The 17,582-nt window shown below is 59.7% G+C and carries 10 protein-coding genes and 1 pseudogene; 4 read left to right on the top strand and 7 right to left on the bottom strand.

Features of this window, described 5'->3' with window-relative positions; all coding sequences use genetic code 11:
• Window position 1: 1 nt before the first annotated feature.
• Entirely contained in the window at window positions 2-667 is a 666-nt protein-coding gene (locus tag AS189_RS09570; RefSeq protein ID WP_062288020.1) for a DUF4391 domain-containing protein, read from the bottom strand.
• Window positions 664-3,933, bottom strand: coding sequence for a helicase-related protein (locus AS189_RS09565; RefSeq protein ID WP_062293343.1), 3,270 nt, complete (start codon window positions 3,931-3,933; stop codon window positions 664-666). The genes AS189_RS09570 and AS189_RS09565 overlap by 4 nt, the downstream gene beginning before the upstream one ends.
• Window positions 3,934-4,690: 757 nt before the next feature.
• On the opposite strand from AS189_RS09565, the gene AS189_RS09560 reads away from it, so the two are divergent.
• Both AS189_RS09560 and AS189_RS09555 read left to right on the top strand, forming a co-directional pair.
• Window positions 4,691-5,713 carry a DUF4192 domain-containing protein gene (locus AS189_RS09560; RefSeq protein ID WP_062288017.1) on the top strand — a complete coding sequence of 341 codons (1,023 nt, stop codon included), beginning with the start codon at window positions 4,691-4,693 and terminating at the stop codon, window positions 5,711-5,713.
• A 51-nt stretch (window positions 5,714-5,764) separates the two neighbouring features.
• Entirely contained in the window at window positions 5,765-6,001 is a 237-nt protein-coding gene (locus AS189_RS09555) for a glutaredoxin family protein (protein WP_062288015.1), read from the top strand.
• Window positions 6,002-6,104: 103 nt separating this feature from the next.
• Here the strand turns inward: AS189_RS09555 and AS189_RS09550 are convergent.
• A pseudogene (locus AS189_RS09550) lies at window positions 6,105-9,307 on the bottom strand (DNA polymerase III subunit alpha); the annotation flags it as partial.
• 972 nt (window positions 9,308-10,279) lie between these two features.
• Between AS189_RS09550 and AS189_RS09545 the strand changes: the two are divergent.
• Window positions 10,280-11,302 carry a DUF4192 domain-containing protein gene (locus AS189_RS09545; RefSeq protein WP_062288009.1) on the top strand — a complete coding sequence of 341 codons (1,023 nt, stop codon included), beginning with the start codon at window positions 10,280-10,282 and terminating at the stop codon, window positions 11,300-11,302.
• Between the two features lie 50 nt (window positions 11,303-11,352).
• Complete coding sequence (locus AS189_RS19375) at window positions 11,353-11,520, top strand: glutaredoxin domain-containing protein (protein WP_082634200.1); 168 nt, start codon at window positions 11,353-11,355, stop codon at window positions 11,518-11,520.
• A 754-nt stretch (window positions 11,521-12,274) separates the two neighbouring features.
• On the opposite strand, the gene AS189_RS09540 is transcribed toward AS189_RS19375, so the two are convergent.
• The 4 genes from AS189_RS09540 to AS189_RS09525 all read right to left on the bottom strand — a co-directional run bounded on the left by AS189_RS09540 (window position 12,275) and on the right by AS189_RS09525 (window position 17,409).
• Window positions 12,275-13,585 (bottom strand): sensor histidine kinase, encoded by a 1,311-nt coding sequence (locus AS189_RS09540; protein ID WP_160320815.1) that lies wholly within the window; start codon window positions 13,583-13,585, stop codon window positions 12,275-12,277.
• Between the two features lie 17 nt (window positions 13,586-13,602).
• Window positions 13,603-14,265, bottom strand: a complete 663-nt coding sequence (locus tag AS189_RS09535) for a response regulator transcription factor (protein ID WP_202814121.1) — start codon at window positions 14,263-14,265, stop codon at window positions 13,603-13,605.
• Window positions 14,266-14,376: 111 nt separating this feature from the next.
• Complete coding sequence (locus AS189_RS09530; protein ID WP_082634198.1) at window positions 14,377-15,621, bottom strand: hypothetical protein; 1,245 nt, start codon at window positions 15,619-15,621, stop codon at window positions 14,377-14,379.
• A gap of 291 nt (window positions 15,622-15,912) precedes the next feature.
• On the bottom strand, window positions 15,913-17,409 hold the full coding sequence (locus AS189_RS09525; RefSeq protein WP_062287995.1) for a GDSL-type esterase/lipase family protein: 1,497 nt from the start codon (window positions 17,407-17,409) through the stop codon (window positions 15,913-15,915).
• Window positions 17,410-17,582: the final 173 nt, after the last annotated feature.

Here is a 17,582-nt window from a genome sequence, read left to right as displayed (position 1 = left end):
TTTACCTTTGTTGTTCCAATTCTGCTTGTTTCGTCTTCAGCGCACGGCGCAATTCGATCTTGCGGTTCAGTTGTGGTTCATTGCGCAGCTTCCGCTCGAGCGCGGTGATTTCACGTTCAAGCTTCTGTAAGGTGTTCAGTCTTTCAGCTATTTCGGACATGTTCTCGCCGGCTCGCGCGAACACGGGGGTAAGCGGAGCCAGAAGAGCTGTGTAAAGCGTTGGAAGATTAATTGCGGACGGGAGCACTTGCCTGTCAGAGTTGGCCGGCATCCAATCGGTGGTGAAGTAGGAGCTGAGCTTTGCTGCACTACCACCGAAGTATTTGTGTGCCGCTACCATACGGACACTATTTGCTTGGTCCCGGCCGCGATGAATCTCAAAGATGATCGGAAACGGGATGGCCCTATCGATCGCCATCAGCACCGGATCAGGGACGTCGTTGCCTTTTGCTTCGATGTGGAAGACCTGGATCTCCGGGACCTCGGCATTTCCGGTCAGGTTGACGGTGGTCTCGGCGAGCTTGTAGGCCCAGGTGACTCGCTGCACCTCAGAGACGAACTTCTCGCGGACGGCTGCGGTGACGGTACCTTGATCGTAGAACTTCTCCTTCGGGACGCGCTTTCCAAACTTTGCGGCGGCCGGCCAGCGGTAGAGGCGGACCGTCATTCAGCGTCCCGAGCCGCATCGAGGATGATAATGAACGCGATTAGCTCGAAGTCGTCAAGCCCGGCAATGCTCTGGGACAGCGCGGTGGTCGGGCCCGCGCTGAACAGGCTGTCGATGTCCCGTTCCTCCGTGACGTCGATCATTGAGTTGATAGCGCCGGTGAGCAGCTCGGAGTACTTGCCCATCTCCGAGCCTTCCAAAGTGGCACCGTTGAAGATCCTCACCACATCGGATACCGGTTCATCGTAAGGACGGCACCCCGAGCGAATTAGGTCCAGCAGACGTTTCGCCTCGGTGTGATCGGCAATGACGTGCCCGTCGTCGTCGAGGTAAACGAGGTAATGAGGGTGGAGCCTGTTGCCACGGTTGATCGTTTCATCGGCGTTCACGTTCCGCAATGCGAAGATCGCACCCGGGACCAGGCCCTTCGAGCTATCTGCCGGTACAACGGCGTGGAGGCCCTTGGGCACTGAAGAAAGTTCGCCATATTCTTTGATGTAGCCAAGCAGGTCCATGCGGAAATCGTTGAGGCCCAGGTCGGTGATGGAGACGCCGGTGCGGACATCTTCCAGCTCGATGACCTCGTCCTGAAGCTTGCGGAGCTGTTCTTTGCGGAACACTGCGTCATTGTCCTCCAAGGTGAGGATGTTGTCGTTTGCGCTGCCCGCGAGATCTGCTATGACCATACGGTTCTCCACACGCTCCTTGAGATTGATGTACTCGTCCAGGGAGATGTCCGGCCAGAAGTTCACCAGCTGGATTTGCGCGTTGATCGAACCAATTCGATCGATGCGGCCGAAGCGTTGGATGATCCGCACCGGGTTCCAGTGGATGTCGTAGTTGACCAGGAAATCGCAATCCTGGAGGTTTTGGCCCTCGCTGATGACATCGGTGCCGATGAGCACGTCGAGCTCTGCGGTCTCCTGCGGCATCGTGAGGTGACGCTGCTTCGACCGCGGTGAGAACATCGACATAATCTGCTGAAAATCGTGTCCCTTGCCCAAAGTGGACTTCGCTCCGTGGCTACCTCCGGTGATAAGGGCGGCCTCCAGACCGGCCGCAACGAGTGTAGGTGCGAGCTCGCGGTAGAGGTAGCTGGCGGTGTCGGCAAAGGCGGAGAACACCAACACCTTGCGGTTCTCCGGGTTGATCGGGTGCTTCGCCTTCTCCTCGATCAGTCGCTTCAGCGTTTGGAGCTTGCGGTCATGATCGGGGGTGACCTTGTGCATCTCGACAAGTAGCGCGCGCAGGATTTTAAGGTCGTTCCGCAGGTCGCGTCGCCATGACTCGATGTCGATGTCTTCAGGGTCCACTTGAATCTTTTCCCCGAATGTGATGGCCCCGATGTTCGCGTCATCCGCATCGTCAAGGTCGAGGTCCAGACCGGAAAGGTCGGTTCCGAGGTCGGTACTGGTGGCACCGTGCGTTCCGAGGCGGTCCATCGTCCGGCCCACGGATTCGTCAATCTTGGACAGCGTAAGTCGAAACGCGTCGACCGAGCTTTCCAACCGCTTGAGGAGGTTCACCGTCATGAGTTTCTTGAGGCCCTGCTCTCGGCCTCGCTGGCCGAGGTTCGAGCGTGCGCTACCCGTGGTGACGTTGTAAAGATCTTCGTACTTTCCGATCCGGCTCGGAAAGACGTACGCCAGTGGGGTGTAGACGGCGAGGGTGAGCGCCTGGAGCTGTTCGAAGATCTCATTGAAGTCCGGCACGTCGGACAAATTGGTGAGGGGTTCGCGGATCGACTTTGGCGGCAGCCGGTCGGGGAACGCGCCAATTTCGGTGGTGTCGTAGAACGCCTGGATATGTTTGCGTGAACGGGCAATGGTGACCGAGTCGAGGAGTTCGAAGAAGTCGAAGTCGAGCATCTGCAGGATCCGATCGGACGTGCGATCCTCGGGGGCGAGCTTGGACCAATCGTTAAAGACGCGCTGCGCCTCGCTGAAAACTTTTTCGACCGTGGTGGAGAGGTTTAGTTGCTGGGCGAGGTTCTCTGATTCCCCTTCGTAAGCGAGCTGGAGCTGGTTCTTAAGGTCATTGAACCTGTTGTTCACCGGGGTTGCCGAAAGCATCAGCACCTTCGTCTTCACGCCTTCGCGAATGACTAAGCGCATCAGGCGCTGGTAACGTGATTCCTTCTCCTCGGCGTAGTCGGCGTTACGAAAGTTGTGCGACTCGTCGATCACGACCAAGTCGTAGTTCCCCCAGTTGATACGGTCGAGCCGGATCCCGAGGGATTCGCCACGCGTTCGGGAGAGGTCTGTGTGGGCGAGGACGTCATAGTTAAAACGGTCGGAGGCGAAGATGTTGGTCGTCAGGTTCGCATTGTAATTCGTCCAGTTCTCCGCAAGTTTCTTCGGGCAGAGCACGAGTACCGACTTGTTGCGCAACTCGTAATATTTGATGACTGCGAGTGCGGTGAACGTTTTGCCCAAGCCGACACTGTCGGCAAGGATGCAGCCGTTGTAAGTCTCCAATTTATTGATGATTCCGGTCGCGGCGTCACTCTGGAAATTGTAGAGACTCTGCCAGACCTTCGTGTCTTGGTACCCGGTGCGGTCGTTGGGCAGCACGTCTTCGTTGATATCTTCGAGGAACTCCGCGAACAGGTTGTAGAGGATCAGGAAGTAGATGCGTGCCGGGGAGTTCTCGGCGTAGACACTGGCGATGTGCTCTTGGACTGCTTCGGTGACATCGTTGAGCTGGTCGGTGGTGTTCCAAATTTGGTCGAATAGCTGAATGTACTGGCCGGTCAGTGGCGCTTCATCGATCCGGTGAACCAAGTTCGAGACGGCGTTGCTAGGTTCATAGCCTAAATCGGCTGTGGTGAAACCTTGGAGGGGCATGTATGCCGCAGTGTCGTCCACGACCGCGAATTGTTGCATCGGGTTCCCGGTTGCATTCGATCGGAATGTCACCTTTCGGCGTACCCAGTCGGCGCATTCCTTGGCAATTGCACGCTGTGTAAGCTTATTTCGTAGCTTTATCTCAAACTCCGAGCCGTACAGACTGGATTCTGCCCGGATTGCCTCCGGGATGAAATACTCGCGGCGTTCCTTGCGGAGTTTATCGGTGACCTTCGACGTTTCGAAAGACGGTGAGGTGAAGATGAACTCCAGCTCGGAGACCTTTTCCAACTCCTTGCGTAGCGCTTCGAAGGCGAAAATCGAGAAAGTGGACGCGGCTATTCGTACCTTGGATCCCGGCGTAATCTCCGCCTTGAGATCGTCGCCGAACAGTTCACTGATGTTGTCGATGATGCGCAAGTACAAACCTTCCCCAAATGTAATGACTGAGCAGGCGCCATCAGGGGCATGATTCAACCATTGTAGCTCTGCCGGTAGGATCGCCGACCGTTGGTCAACCTTTTTGATAATACCTGTGAAAGGGTCTGCCGAGCTCATCAGTGTGGTCCGCTTCGTGCTCTATCTGAAGGCCGGTACGACCGGCTGAAATGGCCAACTCCGTCGCCGCTCTAGGCGTTCCTTAGCCGTGGCAAAGAAATCAGACACGGCATAACTTGACCCGCCCAATTCAAAAATCTGCGGACTGCAAGTGAGCCGCTGGCAATCGTCACTCGACTTTCGTACAGAATCTGCCCATCCATTTGGATCCAGGCAATCGGTCATTTCGTAAGACCGAGCCGACACCATGAACGAGCATGAACAAGAATCGGTATCCACGGAAGCAGCCAAGTCACTCTCCAACGGTCAGCCCAAACGAACGCCTCGGTCGATGGACCTCTATGAACACATGCCAAACCACGTTGTGCCTTCTGGTATCCCATCATCGCTGGGCGGGCCCTCCACGCAACCAGGGCGCTACGCGCCGGTCACTCCTCCAAAAATTCTTTCTCGGCGCTCCTACGTCGCTTATCTCCTCGAAACAATTTTTGCCCCGTGCCCGGTACCCCAAGTTGCATTCCGGCCCCTAAACCCAGCGGTGATTCCTCTTACCAGAAGGCACCAACAGAGCAGGCGGCCGCGAACACCCAGCCACCGAACACACAAGAGGAGCAAGATTATGGAACCGATCAGAATCAGCAGCCCGGCCGACGCTATCAGCTACATCGGCCACAGCCTCGGCTACTGGCCGCAGGAAAGCCTCGTCTGCGTCGCCCTCGACGGCGCCGCCCTCGGCCCCACCCTCCGCGTGAACCTCCCCGTCGCCACAGAACACGTAGAAACTTACGCTGAAGGTGTCGCCCACTCCGTCGGTTTCGACAAGGACGCCACCGCCGTTCTCATGGCCCTGTTCACCCGCCAGCAATGGGGCAAGGGACACACCAAGCCCTTCGCTTCACTGATCCAAGAAGTCAAGCGACGCCTCTTGGCCGCCGGGCTAATCGTCCATGACGTATGGATCGCCGGTCCCGAATCCTTCGCCACCTACGACGGCGCCAACCCCACGACCTGTGGCAAAGAGACCCCACTGGTGGCCCTTGAATCCAGCACCCTCAACGCCGAACTGGTCTACCAAGGCAGCGCCATCGGACAGAGTGACACACCCGCCATCCCCGAGTTGTTCACCGCTGTCGACCACGACGCCGTCGAGTCAGCGCTGCGAGGCATGACCACCAACCCCGCCAAGAGCCTTGACGCGGTCTACCGGTTGTGGATGGATCTCATCGACCACGGCGACGAACCCACCGATGAGCAGTTGGCTAAGGTCCTGGCCGGGCTCCAGCACGTCGGACTCAGAGACCAGATCCTGGCCGACATGCCCGGCATCAATGAGCCCATGGGAGCCACTCTCTTTGGCGCCACGGACGAAGCCCCGCAGTGGGAGAGGATCGACAGCTCCGAAAAGCTGCTGCGGCAACTGCTCACCATCGCAGCACCGATGCACGCGGCCGCCCCGTTGACGATGCTCGGGCACATCTGCTGGTGGAAGGGCAAGGGAACGGCCGCGGCGAACTACATGCACGTCGCCCTAACGTTTGACCCCGACTACCACCTGGCCAGGCTGCTGGCCCAGATGCTCGGCGCCGGCGTCGTATCCGGCTGGGCGCAACACAAGAACACCGCGTACCGGGACCACAAATAGCAGTTCCACTGCTATTCAACACCGGAAGAAACAGAGAGTGAGGTGAGGGCCATGAACATCACGGTCTACAGCAAGCCAGGGTGCCACCAATGCAAGTTCACCTGCTTGACCTTGGATCATGCCGGCATCCCCTACAGCGTCGTCGACTTGACCACCAATGCCGCCGCCCTCGAGTACGTTCAGGATCTCGGCTACTCCCAAGCCCCTGTGGTCGTCGTCAACGACCACCACCACTGGTCAGGATTCAACCCCACCGAAATTGAACGGCTCAAGCTCGCCATCCAATAATCATCGCACCCAGGAGATCCAGTGCCGCATGAAGACTTCCTGCGGCACTCCCCTGCGCCACCACCGCCCCGCCTATTCACCCAACCCGCCTTGTGGCTGAAATTTGTGTGAGGTCTTTGGCGTGAGTGGCTTGGAGGGACATGCCTCGCGGGCCGGTGCGACGGGTGGTCCCTTCGATCAGCAGTAGCCGGGTATTGAAGAGAATGGGTGGGTCTACGGTTTCTTGGGCATCAGAGAAGAAGGTTGCGTCGATGCAGCCGGTCCCATCGTCGATGCTGATGAAAACAACGCGTTTTCCGCCGTGCATTGGCGGGGTTTGAGTGGCGACCCTCACCCCGGCGACGCGCACGAAGGTGCCATTGCGCAGGCTGAGGAGATCTTTTGCCTGGGTGACACCGAGCTCGTCCAGGAGGGGCTGGTAGGAGTCCAGGAGGTGTTGCGTAACGTCCAGGGAGAGGATGTCCAGCTCGGCCCGGGTGACGTCGGTCGGGGTCATATCCGGCTCGTGCGCGGTCATGGTGGCCGCGTCGATGGCCGGCAAGGGTAAGGCGAGTTGGCCGAGGATCACGTGCGCCCGTTTGCTGTGGCGGGTCGCTTGGTTCCATGCTGCCAGGTCTCGCCGGCTCCGGTGGTTATTTCCGGTGTAGAGGGAGTCGAGTGCTCCGACCAGGGCCAGGCTCTCAATCGTGGATACCCGGAGCCGGGCGCGTTGTTTGAGGTCGGCCAATGAATCGAAGGGGCGCTGGTGGAGGATACGTTCGACTTCTTTGGCTTGGATGCCTTTCACATCCGCCAGCGACATTCGGATCCCCAAACCACCGTCCCCTGCGGGTTCCACGACGTACTCATCTGTGGAGGCGTTGACATCCAACGGCAGAATCGGGATACCTAGCCGGCGGGCTTCGGCTACCAGGAGTCGTTTGGGATACATGCCGGGGTCATGGGTCCACAATCCGGCCAGGAATTGGATCGGGTAGTGAGTTTTGAGCCATGCTGACTCGTAGGTGGGGACGGCGAACGCAGCCCCGTGGGCACGGCAAAAACCGAACGAGCCAAAGCCCTTCACGACACCCCACACCCTTTCCACGGCGTCGATGGTGTAGCCGCGTTGCACGGACTTGTCCCGAAAGTATGTTTCGACGGCCGGGAGTTTGTCCTCGTTGCTGAGGTGCCGTCTCAGGACGTCGGCGTACGCGAGTCCGCAGCCGGTGAAGATGTCTAGGATGCGCATGAGTTGTTCGTGGAAGACCACGATCCCGTAGGTGCTGCGCAGCACGGGTTCCAGGTCTGGGTGGAGTTGGGCGACGGTTTCCCAGCCGCCGCGCCGGTTCAGGAAGGGTTTGACCATGTCGGCTTGCATGGGACCGGGGCGGAAGAGGGAAATGTCAGTGATGAGGTCATCAAAGACGGTTGGCTGGAGTTTGCCGATGAGTTCGCGCTGCCCGGGTGATTCAATCTGAAAACACCCCAGTGTTTGGGTGGAGCGGATCAGCTCAAAGGTCGGCTCATCATCCAGTGGCACAGCCTCCAAGTCGATTCTCTTTCCTGTGGTGCGGTGGATTTCGGTGATGGCGTAGGCCATCGCGGATTGCATGCGCACGCCCAGAACATCAAGCTTTATCAGCCCCATGGGGTCCATGTCGTGCTTGTCATATTGGGACATGGGCAGCCCCATCCCGGAAGGCTGGACCGGGGTGCGATTCAACAGCGTCGCAGAGCTGAGGATGACACCACAAGGGTGCATAGAGATATGTCGCGGGAGCCGGTCCAGGCGCTCGGTGATGTCCACTAGAAGATCCAGCTGCCGATTCCCCTCGACCCGGTCGGCAAGATCCCGCAGTTCAGGTTTCTCATCGAGTGCTTCCCGGAATTCACTGGCGGAGAACCTCCACAAACCCTTCGCGATCCCGTCAATATCTTCCGGCGCCATACCCAGGGCCATGCCGGCATCTCGGGCAGCTCCTCGGGCCCGATACCCGGATTGCATCGACATCAACGTGACTCGTTCCGGGCCGAAGCGCTCGAAAATGCGATGGTAGATTTCATGCCGCCGCGCTGACTCCACATCGATGTCAATATCAGGCAGGGTTTGCCGCTCCGTGCTCAGGAACCGCTCAAACAAGAGATCGTGCCGGATAGGGTCGACTTGGGAAATTCCCAAGGCATAGTTAACTAGGGAGCCGGCCCCGGAGCCGCGGGCGGCAGAGCGAATCCCCATCTCCCTGATCAGGCGGGTCACCTCCGCCACCGTCAAAAAATAGGAGGAGAAACCCAGTTCGGCGATGGTCGCCATCTCTGCCCGCAACCGGTCCTCCATCGCCACCTGGAAGGTGGAGCCGATCCCCGGATACCGAGTTGTCACGCCCGCCTTCGCCCGCTCCCAGAGCTCCGCCAAGGGATCACCTGTGATGCCGATGATGGATGCCTCCGGCATCACCGGAACACCCCAACCCGTATCAGCGACCGGATCAATCCGACACTGATCCGCCAACGCCTCGGTCTGCGCCAATAGCGCCTTGGCCGACCCTGCACCGAATTGGCCCAGCGTCGTAATTTCTGAAGCCAGCGCCTTCATGACCGAGCCAGCTTTGAGCCAGCCCTGGGCAGTGGGTTGCACCCCGGTCTCATCCAATCTGGTGAGCGCACGCGCCGCATCGAGAACATCTGCAGTCATCGCCCCATCAGGGGCGGCATACCGCACTGCATTGCTTAGTACCGGCACAACCCGTGACTGATCAGCCAAGCGCAGCATCCGAATCGCCTGCGTATGGCTCAGCGGCTGACCGGGCTCCGAAAGATGAGAGACGACCTCAATGCGCAGGACCTGGCGAGGAAGAACCTTTAGCCACTCCAATAACAATGGCAGCCCAGCGCCGCGAGAGCCCACCCGCAGCCCCACATCAGAGGGCGGTCCCAACAGAACCGTCCCAACCCACCCGGATTCGTGCAGCAGTTCAGTGGCAATCTCCTGCTGCGTCACTCCTACCGTTTTGTGCGTGTGGGCTGCAGACACCAGACGGCACAGAGCCGCATACCCGGCACCTTGGTTGCGTCCATGAGCCAAGATGACGACGCGGCCCGTCACAGCTCCCTCGGAGTCCAAGGTTGCCAGTTCCACCCCAAGGATCGGATCAATACCCGCGCTCTGGCAGGCAGCAATATGTTTGGGAACCCCGTAAAGCCCATCACGGTCGGTGATGGCCAGCGCATCCGATCCACCGTCCATGGCGACGGAAGCCAGAGTGTCTGGCCAATCCACCCGTAGTGGGCGGAGAAGGCGGACGCAACATGCAGATGAGTGAACATTCTTGCCTAGCCAAGAATCCTAGACAGCCGCCAGTGAGAGTCCTCATGGGTAAGCTCAAAACTCGTTCGGCAGAACGACCACGGCCCGCAGCAGTTACCCTCCAGACCTCAGTCTCCAAGACCTGAGCGCCAATGCCTTTTTGAATGCGGTTCTGCTCAGTCCACCACGGACGGCGAATAAAGAATCTCAGGGGCAGTTCAGTCATTTGATACCGCCGCGCCCGCCACTGAAACTCCAGCGGACTTCCCGCCGCAGTCGTCCGGACATTCACACGCTCATCAACAACCATCGAACACACCTCTAAATATCAATTCACTAATAGAATACGCGTTCGACAATAGAGTGTGCCACTGACATCTTCAGACGATCACCTCCAACGAGCCAGAAAGAGCAACTACACCACCACCCTCTCATCAGCATTGACCCTCCCCACGACCACCGCCAGTTGCCAACCCAACGCCAACCCCCTCAGCAAAATCAGCCCACCCCACCATGAAATTGCCGCAACCAAAAAATCCTTCACACATCTTTCATCCAGAGCACTTAGCTCTCCTGCTTTGATCCAGACGGCCAGTCATGCAGCAGAAGCTAGCCAGCCCCATGAACACATTTGAAACGAACACTCAACCACAGCGGCAACATCCTGGAACCTCTATCGGTCAGCCACCACCACTGCACAAGCTGATGGACCTGCATGAACACATGCCAAACCACGTTGTGCCTTCTGGTACCCCATCATCGCTGGGCGGATCCTCCACGCAACCAGGGCGCTACGCGCCGGTCCCTCCTCCAAAAATTTTCCCTCGGCGCTCCTGCGTCGCTTATTTCCTCGAAACAATTTTGCCCCGTGCCCGGTACCCCAAGTTGCCCTCCGGCCCCTAAACCCAGCGGTGATTCCTCTTACCAGAAGGCACCAACAGAGCAGGCGGCCGCGAACACACAGCCACTGTTCACACAGGAGGAGCAAGACAATGGAACCGATCAGAATTAGCAGCCCGGCTGACGCCATCAGCTACATGGGGCACAGCCTCGGGTATTGGCCGAAGGAAAGCCTCGTCTGCGTCGCCCTCGACGGCGCAGCCCTCGGTCCCACCCTCCGCGTGAACCTCCCCGGCACCGAAGACATCGGCGAGAGCTACGCCGAACGCGTCGCCCACGCCGTCGGTTTCGACCACGACGCCACCGCCGTCCTCATCGCCCTGTTCACCCACCAGCCGTGGGGCATGGGACACCAAAAGCCGTTTGCTTCCATGATCCGGGTACTCAAGCGACGGTTCTTGGCTGCCGGGCTGCTCGTCCATGACGTGTGGATCGTCGGCCCCGAATCCTTCGCCCCGTACGACGGCGCCAACCCCACCTCCTGCGGCAACGAGACGCCGTTGGCTGCCCTTGAATCCAGCACCCTCAACGCCGAACTGGTCTACCAAGGCAGCCTCATCGGACAAAGCGATGCACCCGCGATCCCCGAGTTGTTCGCCGCTGTCGACCACGACGCGGTCGAGTCAGCAATGCAAGCCATGGCCACCAATCCCGCCAAGAGCCTTGACGCCGTCTACCGGATCTGGGTGGATCTCCTTGACCACGGTGGCGAACCGACCCATGGCCAACTGGCCGAGGTCCTTGCCGGGCTGCAGCACGTCGGGCTCAGGGACCAGATCCTGGCTGACATGCCCGGCATCAACGAACCCATGGCAGCCACCCTCTTTGGCGCCACGGAAGAAGCCCCGCAATGGGACCGGATCGGCTACTCCGAAAAGTTGCTGCGGCAGTTGCTGATCATTGCCGCCCCGACCCATGCTGCGGCGCCGTTGACGATGCTCGGGCACATCTGCTGGTGGAAAGGCAGGGGAACGGCCGCTGCGAACTACATGCACGTCGCCCTGACGTTTGATCCCGATTACCACCTAGCCCGGCTGCTGGACCAGATGCTCGGCGCCGGAGTCGTGTCCGGCTGGGCACAACACAAGAACACCGCCTACCGGAACCACCACTAACAAATCCCCGGAGGCCGTCCCGCAAGAAACAGAGAGTGAGGTGAGGGAAAATGAACGTCACGGTCTACAGCAAGCCGGGCTGCCAGCAATGCAAGTTCACCTGCCTGTCCTTGGACCATGCCGGCATCCTCTACGAGGTCGTCGACCTGACCAGCAACACAGCCGCCCTCGAGTACGTTCAGGACCTCGGCTATTCCCAGGCCCCCGTGGTTATCTGAGGAAATCTACTTGCGGCTATTGGTGGCGTGATGCGCGATGTACTTGACGTCATCGACGCATCTAATATTGATTGCCACCGCGATTGATGACAGGAGTGTGTTGAGTAGGGTTCGCTCCACCCTCGGCTTGCGACACAATCAAACTTCGTGAGGTCGTTGCTCTCCTGCCTGTTCCCCAAGCAGGAATGCCAGACCATTGGAACACGTGAACTCTCCGACTCTGCTGTTGGATTCGAGGTCTAGGCCGAGCTGTATTGAGAGAGCCAGAGCAAGATCGGATCGTTGTAGGCCGACCGTTCCTCTGGCTTCCGGACCATTCATTTTCCAATCTGAATGAGGCGGATGGGAATACGGTGGGAACTCTTAAACACGAAAACTCCCTGTACCGCGGCCAATCGTGCCCGATGTGGGAGTCGACCAGACAATTTCCCTCGCAAACACTGGGAAGTGGTGAGATCCTAAGGCTTTACGGCTCGGTATGTCGCCGTCCAGACCTGTCCGGCTTGAAATATGTTCCCGACGGGAACACATTCATTGGTTGATCCCCACCTGCATTTCCGTGACATCTATGGCTGTCTGAAGCAGGCCCCCTTCGCCCGATCGTGCGGAAGGACCCCACGCCGGTCATGGTGTTAGGTATAAAAGGTGCTGTCCCGATCGACCCAACGGCGTCACGTTCCTCGATCACCTGAATCCGTCCCGCAGAACGTTTCTTGGGTTCTTGCGGCGATCACCTGGACGCAACGCTGTGGGCTTATGGTACCCGCGGTGGCGCCGATCCGTTGTCCGCGGAGTGCCCATCGAGCGGGATAGTGACTCGCGCGAGGGTGCCGTTCCCCTCCTCTGGTCGACTCAACAACTGCAGCTCGCCACCCAGACGCTCAAGCGTTCGCGCCGTGATCGCCAGGCCTAGGCCTGTGCCGGGAGTATTCTGGCCTGCCTCGCGATGGAATGCGTTCAGCGCCTTCTCGGGTTCGCGGATTCCCGGTCCGTTGTCGCGCACGTCAATCTGGATCCAGCTCGGCCCCCTGCGTGCGCTGACCTCGATGGGGCCTGCGGATCCGGCATAGCGGATGGCGTTGTGTACCAGGTTCTGCAGAACGATCCGGGTTCCTGATTCGGGGACGGAGGCATTCCCCGAATCCCCGAGATCCCAGAGGACGTCGGATCCCTCTGCGTCGTCCATTGCCACGATGTTGCCGGCGACGAGCCTGGCGACATCTTCAAGCGGTGCCAGGCGGTCAGCTTGGGGAGTTTCGTCACCGAGGACCAGGAGTTGCTCACAGAGTGCGCGCAGCCTGGCAAGTCCCGCCCGCAGCGCATTCTGCCGCTGAATACGGTCCGTATCCGTTGTGGCAGCCAGTAGATGCTCCGCTTGAAAGGAAACCGCGGCGACTGGCGTGCGCAGCTCATGGGCCGCTTCCGCGGCGAAGCGCCGCTGCCCCTCGAGAGCCTTGGAAGCACGCTGATGATGAGATTCGAGCGCATCGAGGAACCCGGACAATTCCTTGGGGACGCTCGTGCGCGGCAAAGGAGCGAGGGACCCGTCGCCACGTCGTTCGAGTTCACGACGCAGTGCGTCGACCGGTTTCAGTGCCCAAGCAACAACGAGCCAGGCCACCAGTATCAAGGGCAGCGCACCTAGCATGATCGGCATGACAGTGGAGAGCATGGTCTCGTTCACTGCATCTTGGCGGACGGCGATCGGCTGGGCTACAGCGATCCTGCGCCCGCCTGAGAGGGAATGGACCATGACCCGTTGCGGGCCCTGCTCCGTTGAAATGGTCGTGAGTCCTTCGGAAGTGATCGTGGGTAGGCTGTGCGACATCCCTTTGTTGTCAAGCGCCTCAACCACGAGACCTGATTGGTTGGCCGCCTGTGAGAGGTCGTTCTGGGCGAAGTCGACGCCCGGCGCCTTGACGATCTCCGCCACACGGGAGAGGAGCCCGTCCTGCGATTCCTGGGCCTCGACGAACGCCCGATGGTACGACCACGTGGCCGCGGCAGCCGTGACCAGCAAGACGAACAGGACAAGTGCTGTGACCAATCGGAATCGAAGGGACATGGTCCGGCGGTGCATGCTCATCGGCCCCTCGGAATCATCCAGCCAAGGCCGCGCACATTGCGGACGCAGTCCGCCCCAAGCTTTCCGCGCAGGCGCTTGATGATGAAATCGATGGCGTTCGACTCGATCTCGACCTCGCTACCGTATACCTGGGACTCCAGCTGGTCGCGGGATAGAACGACGCCCGGGAGTCTGATGAGGGCACGTAGAAGCGCAAGCTCGCGCCGGGTCAGTTGAACGGGGGCGCCGTCGTGGCTGGTCGCTGACGCGGTCGCCTCGTCGAGAGCGATGGCTCCCGCACGCAGGACGGCCGTGCCGTGCGACGAACCTCGCCTGCCTACCGCACGTAGCCTGGCATGTAACTCCTCATAGGCGAACGGCTTCACGAGGTAGTCGTCGGCGCCGGCATCCAGGCCCATGACCTTCTCCGACACCGCGCCCCGAGCCGTCATCACAATGACCACCGGCCCCTGGTCGCCTTCGTTGCCGGCGCGCAGCCTGCGGAGCACCCCGATCCCGTCCATCTCAGGCAATCCCAGATCGAGAAGTATGACGTCGAAGGAGCCCAGCCGGGCGAAGTCCAAAGCAGTCCTTCCGTCTGCCACCACCTCAACGACATGTGCGTCGTCGGCAAGTTGCTGCGCGAGTGCCGACGCGATCATCGGATCGTCCTCCGCCATGAGGATCCTCATCGTGTTCCTTTCTATTGCCGGTCGCTGATGCGCCGTCCTACCCCAAAATGGGGCACGACGGCGTGACTAACATCAATGGTGAAGCAATGACCTCCCTGCTTACTGGGAGGCGATGACAGCCTGCAGATTACGCGTGGCCTTAAGGCAGCTGGCCTGGTCCGGTTGATCGGCTCGCAGGGAGGTGAGTTCATCGTCGACGGCGCTGTCCATCACGGCCCAGACGGACGGCGACTTAGGTTTGAGGCCGGCCTCGGAGCTGTCCCAGGCGGTCTCGAGATCCTTGACACGGGCACGCGCCGCGGGGAGGTCTCCTGCCTCGATCTTGGCAGTGACGTCGTCCACGATGGTAGAGAACGGCGAGAGGTCACCGAGTGGCCCTTGATTCGCCGTGATCGGACCTGCAGCCGCTGAGCTTGCCGGCGCCCGCGCCACTTGGACCCCCATGACCGTGGTGGCCACCACGACAATCGCGACAAGGCCGGCCCCCGCCCAAGCGACATCCCGCAGCCGGCCCCCCGCGGCGGTCTGCCCCTTAGTCAGGACCCCGTGGCGCTGGACATGGACCTGTTCGCGGGCTACAAGGATCACGATGACGGACAGAAATAGGACACTGGTGATCGCCGATCCGACTCCCATGCCACCGTAGTTGCGGTCTTGGGTCAATAGGTCACCGACGGATGCACCAAGCGGCCGGGTCAGTACGTAGGCCAGCCAGAACGCGGCTACCGCCGGCGCGCCGGCACGAACTGCGATCCAACACGCAACAATGAGGGCGCCGAAGATAATGGATCCCATCAGGAAGCCGAGCCCGAGCGCCTCTGTCGCGAGGTCGCCGGCTGCGGTTCCGAGGGCGAATGCGGTGAGGATTGCGGCCCAGTAGAACGCCTCGCGCTGGACCGTGTCGATTGAAGTGATCGCGAGCGTGCGTTCCTGGAAGTACCACGCAGTAAAAACGCCGATCAGCAGGGCCGTGAAGATCGCGGTGGAGACGTACAGGCTAACACCCAGCGTGTCGGTGAAGAAGTCAGTGATTTGGGTGCCCACAATGCTCACGAGCACGACCGTGAGCCAGTAGATCCAGGGGGTGTAGCGCCGTGTGCGGAACTGGAGCACGAGCGCCACGGCCAGGAGGAGGAGCATCATCCCCGTGGTGATGAGCGGCCCGAGGCCAACGTTCACAGCAAGGTAGTCGGCGAATGTCTCGCCTACCGTCGTTGAGAGGATCTTGATCGTCCAGAACGTCGCGGTGATGATCGGGACTTTCATCCAGCGAGATCTTCCCGATCCCGGCGCGGGAGCAGAAATATGTCGGTCCGGTAAACCGAGCGGTAAAGACTTGCTCATTGAGTTCTCCTTCTGTGTTCGAGAGGACGGTGCCGCCCGCAAATATTGTGGTCTTTCCAAATGAGATGAAAATGAGCGCCTCACCAGAAGCACAGCCTCCGCTTTCGCAGTTCGAGACTGCCGCCCTTGGTAAAGGACCTTTCCGTCGTGGAGCATCGATATCTGGTGAGGCCAGCACGAACCGGGAAGGGTCGGGACTACTGCGTCGATCACTGATGTGGGGTTCTAGACGATGGCCTTGGGGGGCAGTCCCAAGTCATGGTTCGGCGGCGCGCGTTCGAAGATGACAGCCTACTTTCCAAGGGCTTTGATCAGGGTGGCGGTGTAGGTGAGGGCTACGAGGTTGTTTCCTGTTTGGTTGAGGTGCACGTTGTCTTTGTAGTTGTTGCTGGCGGTTGTGGCCATGCCGGCGACACTGATGTGGATGAAGCCTTGTGATTTGGCGGCCTGGGTGATCACTTGGTCAACGTGCCGTCTGTTGGTGTGGTTCGGTGCGTTCGTGGACATTACGCCATTGATGATGAGTGTGCTCTTTGGGTAGAGGCGGTGAAGTTCGGCCCAGGTTTTGGTTGCGTGGGCGATGATGTCCTGGTCGGTGGCATTGGAGCTTGCATCATTGCCGCCAAGGGTCATGAAAATGGCCCCGGGGTTCCCTTGAGGTAGGAGTATGCGCAGGGAGCTGAACACGTCATCTGGTGTTCCCCCGGTCGCTGGGGTGGTGCGGGTGTATCCCCAACCGCCAAAACCTAATTCGATTTTCTTGGGGAAACCAGCGGCACGGGCACCCTGCTCGGTCCAGGAGTCCCCCGCGAGCTGGGAGTCTCCGATGATGATCGCGGTATTTTTGTCTACCGTGGCGGCTGAGTAGAGTGCCTTGGTTTGGGGATCCCAGATTGTTTCGATTCTTTGAAAAGCCGTGTGAATACCGCGGTCATCGACCCAGGAATCCTTGACTGGCCAGCCCAAGCGTTCAGGGTTTGCGGCCCAGTTCTTGTAAGTGTCGGGGTCAACGATTTTCGCGCTACCGGTCGGGCCCGTGACGAGGTAGCCGTTAGCGAATCGCTGTGCCCAACCGTTTCCTGTGCTGATTTGCTCTCCTGCAGGGAAGCCGAGGCGCCCCGTTGGTCCGCCCAAAGCAATGAATCTGCTTTCAATCTCTCCTCTGGTGGTGATGTGGGTACCTGACGAAGGTGAGGAATAGATGATGCCGTTCTGGAATTTTTGGGCACGTCCGTGACCGCTGGAGTATTCGTTCGTTGTGGGGAATCCAAGCGGGCCCCCTGCTGTTCCGGACGTGAGCCACTTGGTGCGGATTGCTCCCATGAATTCATGGGTTCCGGTGGCGGGAGTGTAGAGAAGTGTGCCGGTGGTGAAGGTCTGGGTGCTTCCCTTCCCCGGCACGGGCGTGGGGTTTCCAGACGGGAGCCCGAAGGGCCCTGTGGGACCGCCGGAGGACAACCAGTGATCGCGCAAGGGACCGTTTGCCACGTAGACGGCTCCGGTACTTTGTGACCAATAAATGTCGCCTCCGGAAAATGACTCGTGACAGCTGAAGGTACCCACTACACTCGCGCATGTCGTGGTGGAGGTGGTGCTGGCCAGGACGGTGTGCGCGGCGGCGGAGTTGTAGAGGGAGAGAATTTGTCTCTCAACCGTCAGGTGGCGCAGGAGGGCGTCCGTGTTGGCACTAGTCAGAGACAGCATCAAGACGATGCTGATGGTGCAGGTTCTTATGGCCTTGGCCAGGGTTGAGGCACTGAGAATAGTTCTCCCACTTCTGTAGTTCATGTTCTCATCCTCGGTGGCCTGCTCGCGTTGCCCTGAACTCGCCTACAACAAGCTCCTGCGCAAGGCGGAGCCGTGGGTAATGAACACTGGGCTGAGCCGTGGCGCGATTCAGCGTGGGCATGGATGGATGGGCGTAGAACCGCCAACCAGAATGCTTCAGAAGCAACCGCTGT

Origin of the sequence: Arthrobacter alpinus, assembly GCF_001445575.1 — a bacterium.
Taxonomy (GTDB): Bacteria; Actinomycetota; Actinomycetes; order Actinomycetales; family Micrococcaceae; genus Specibacter; species Specibacter alpinus_C.
This window is presented reverse-complemented; position numbering and strand designations above follow the sequence as displayed.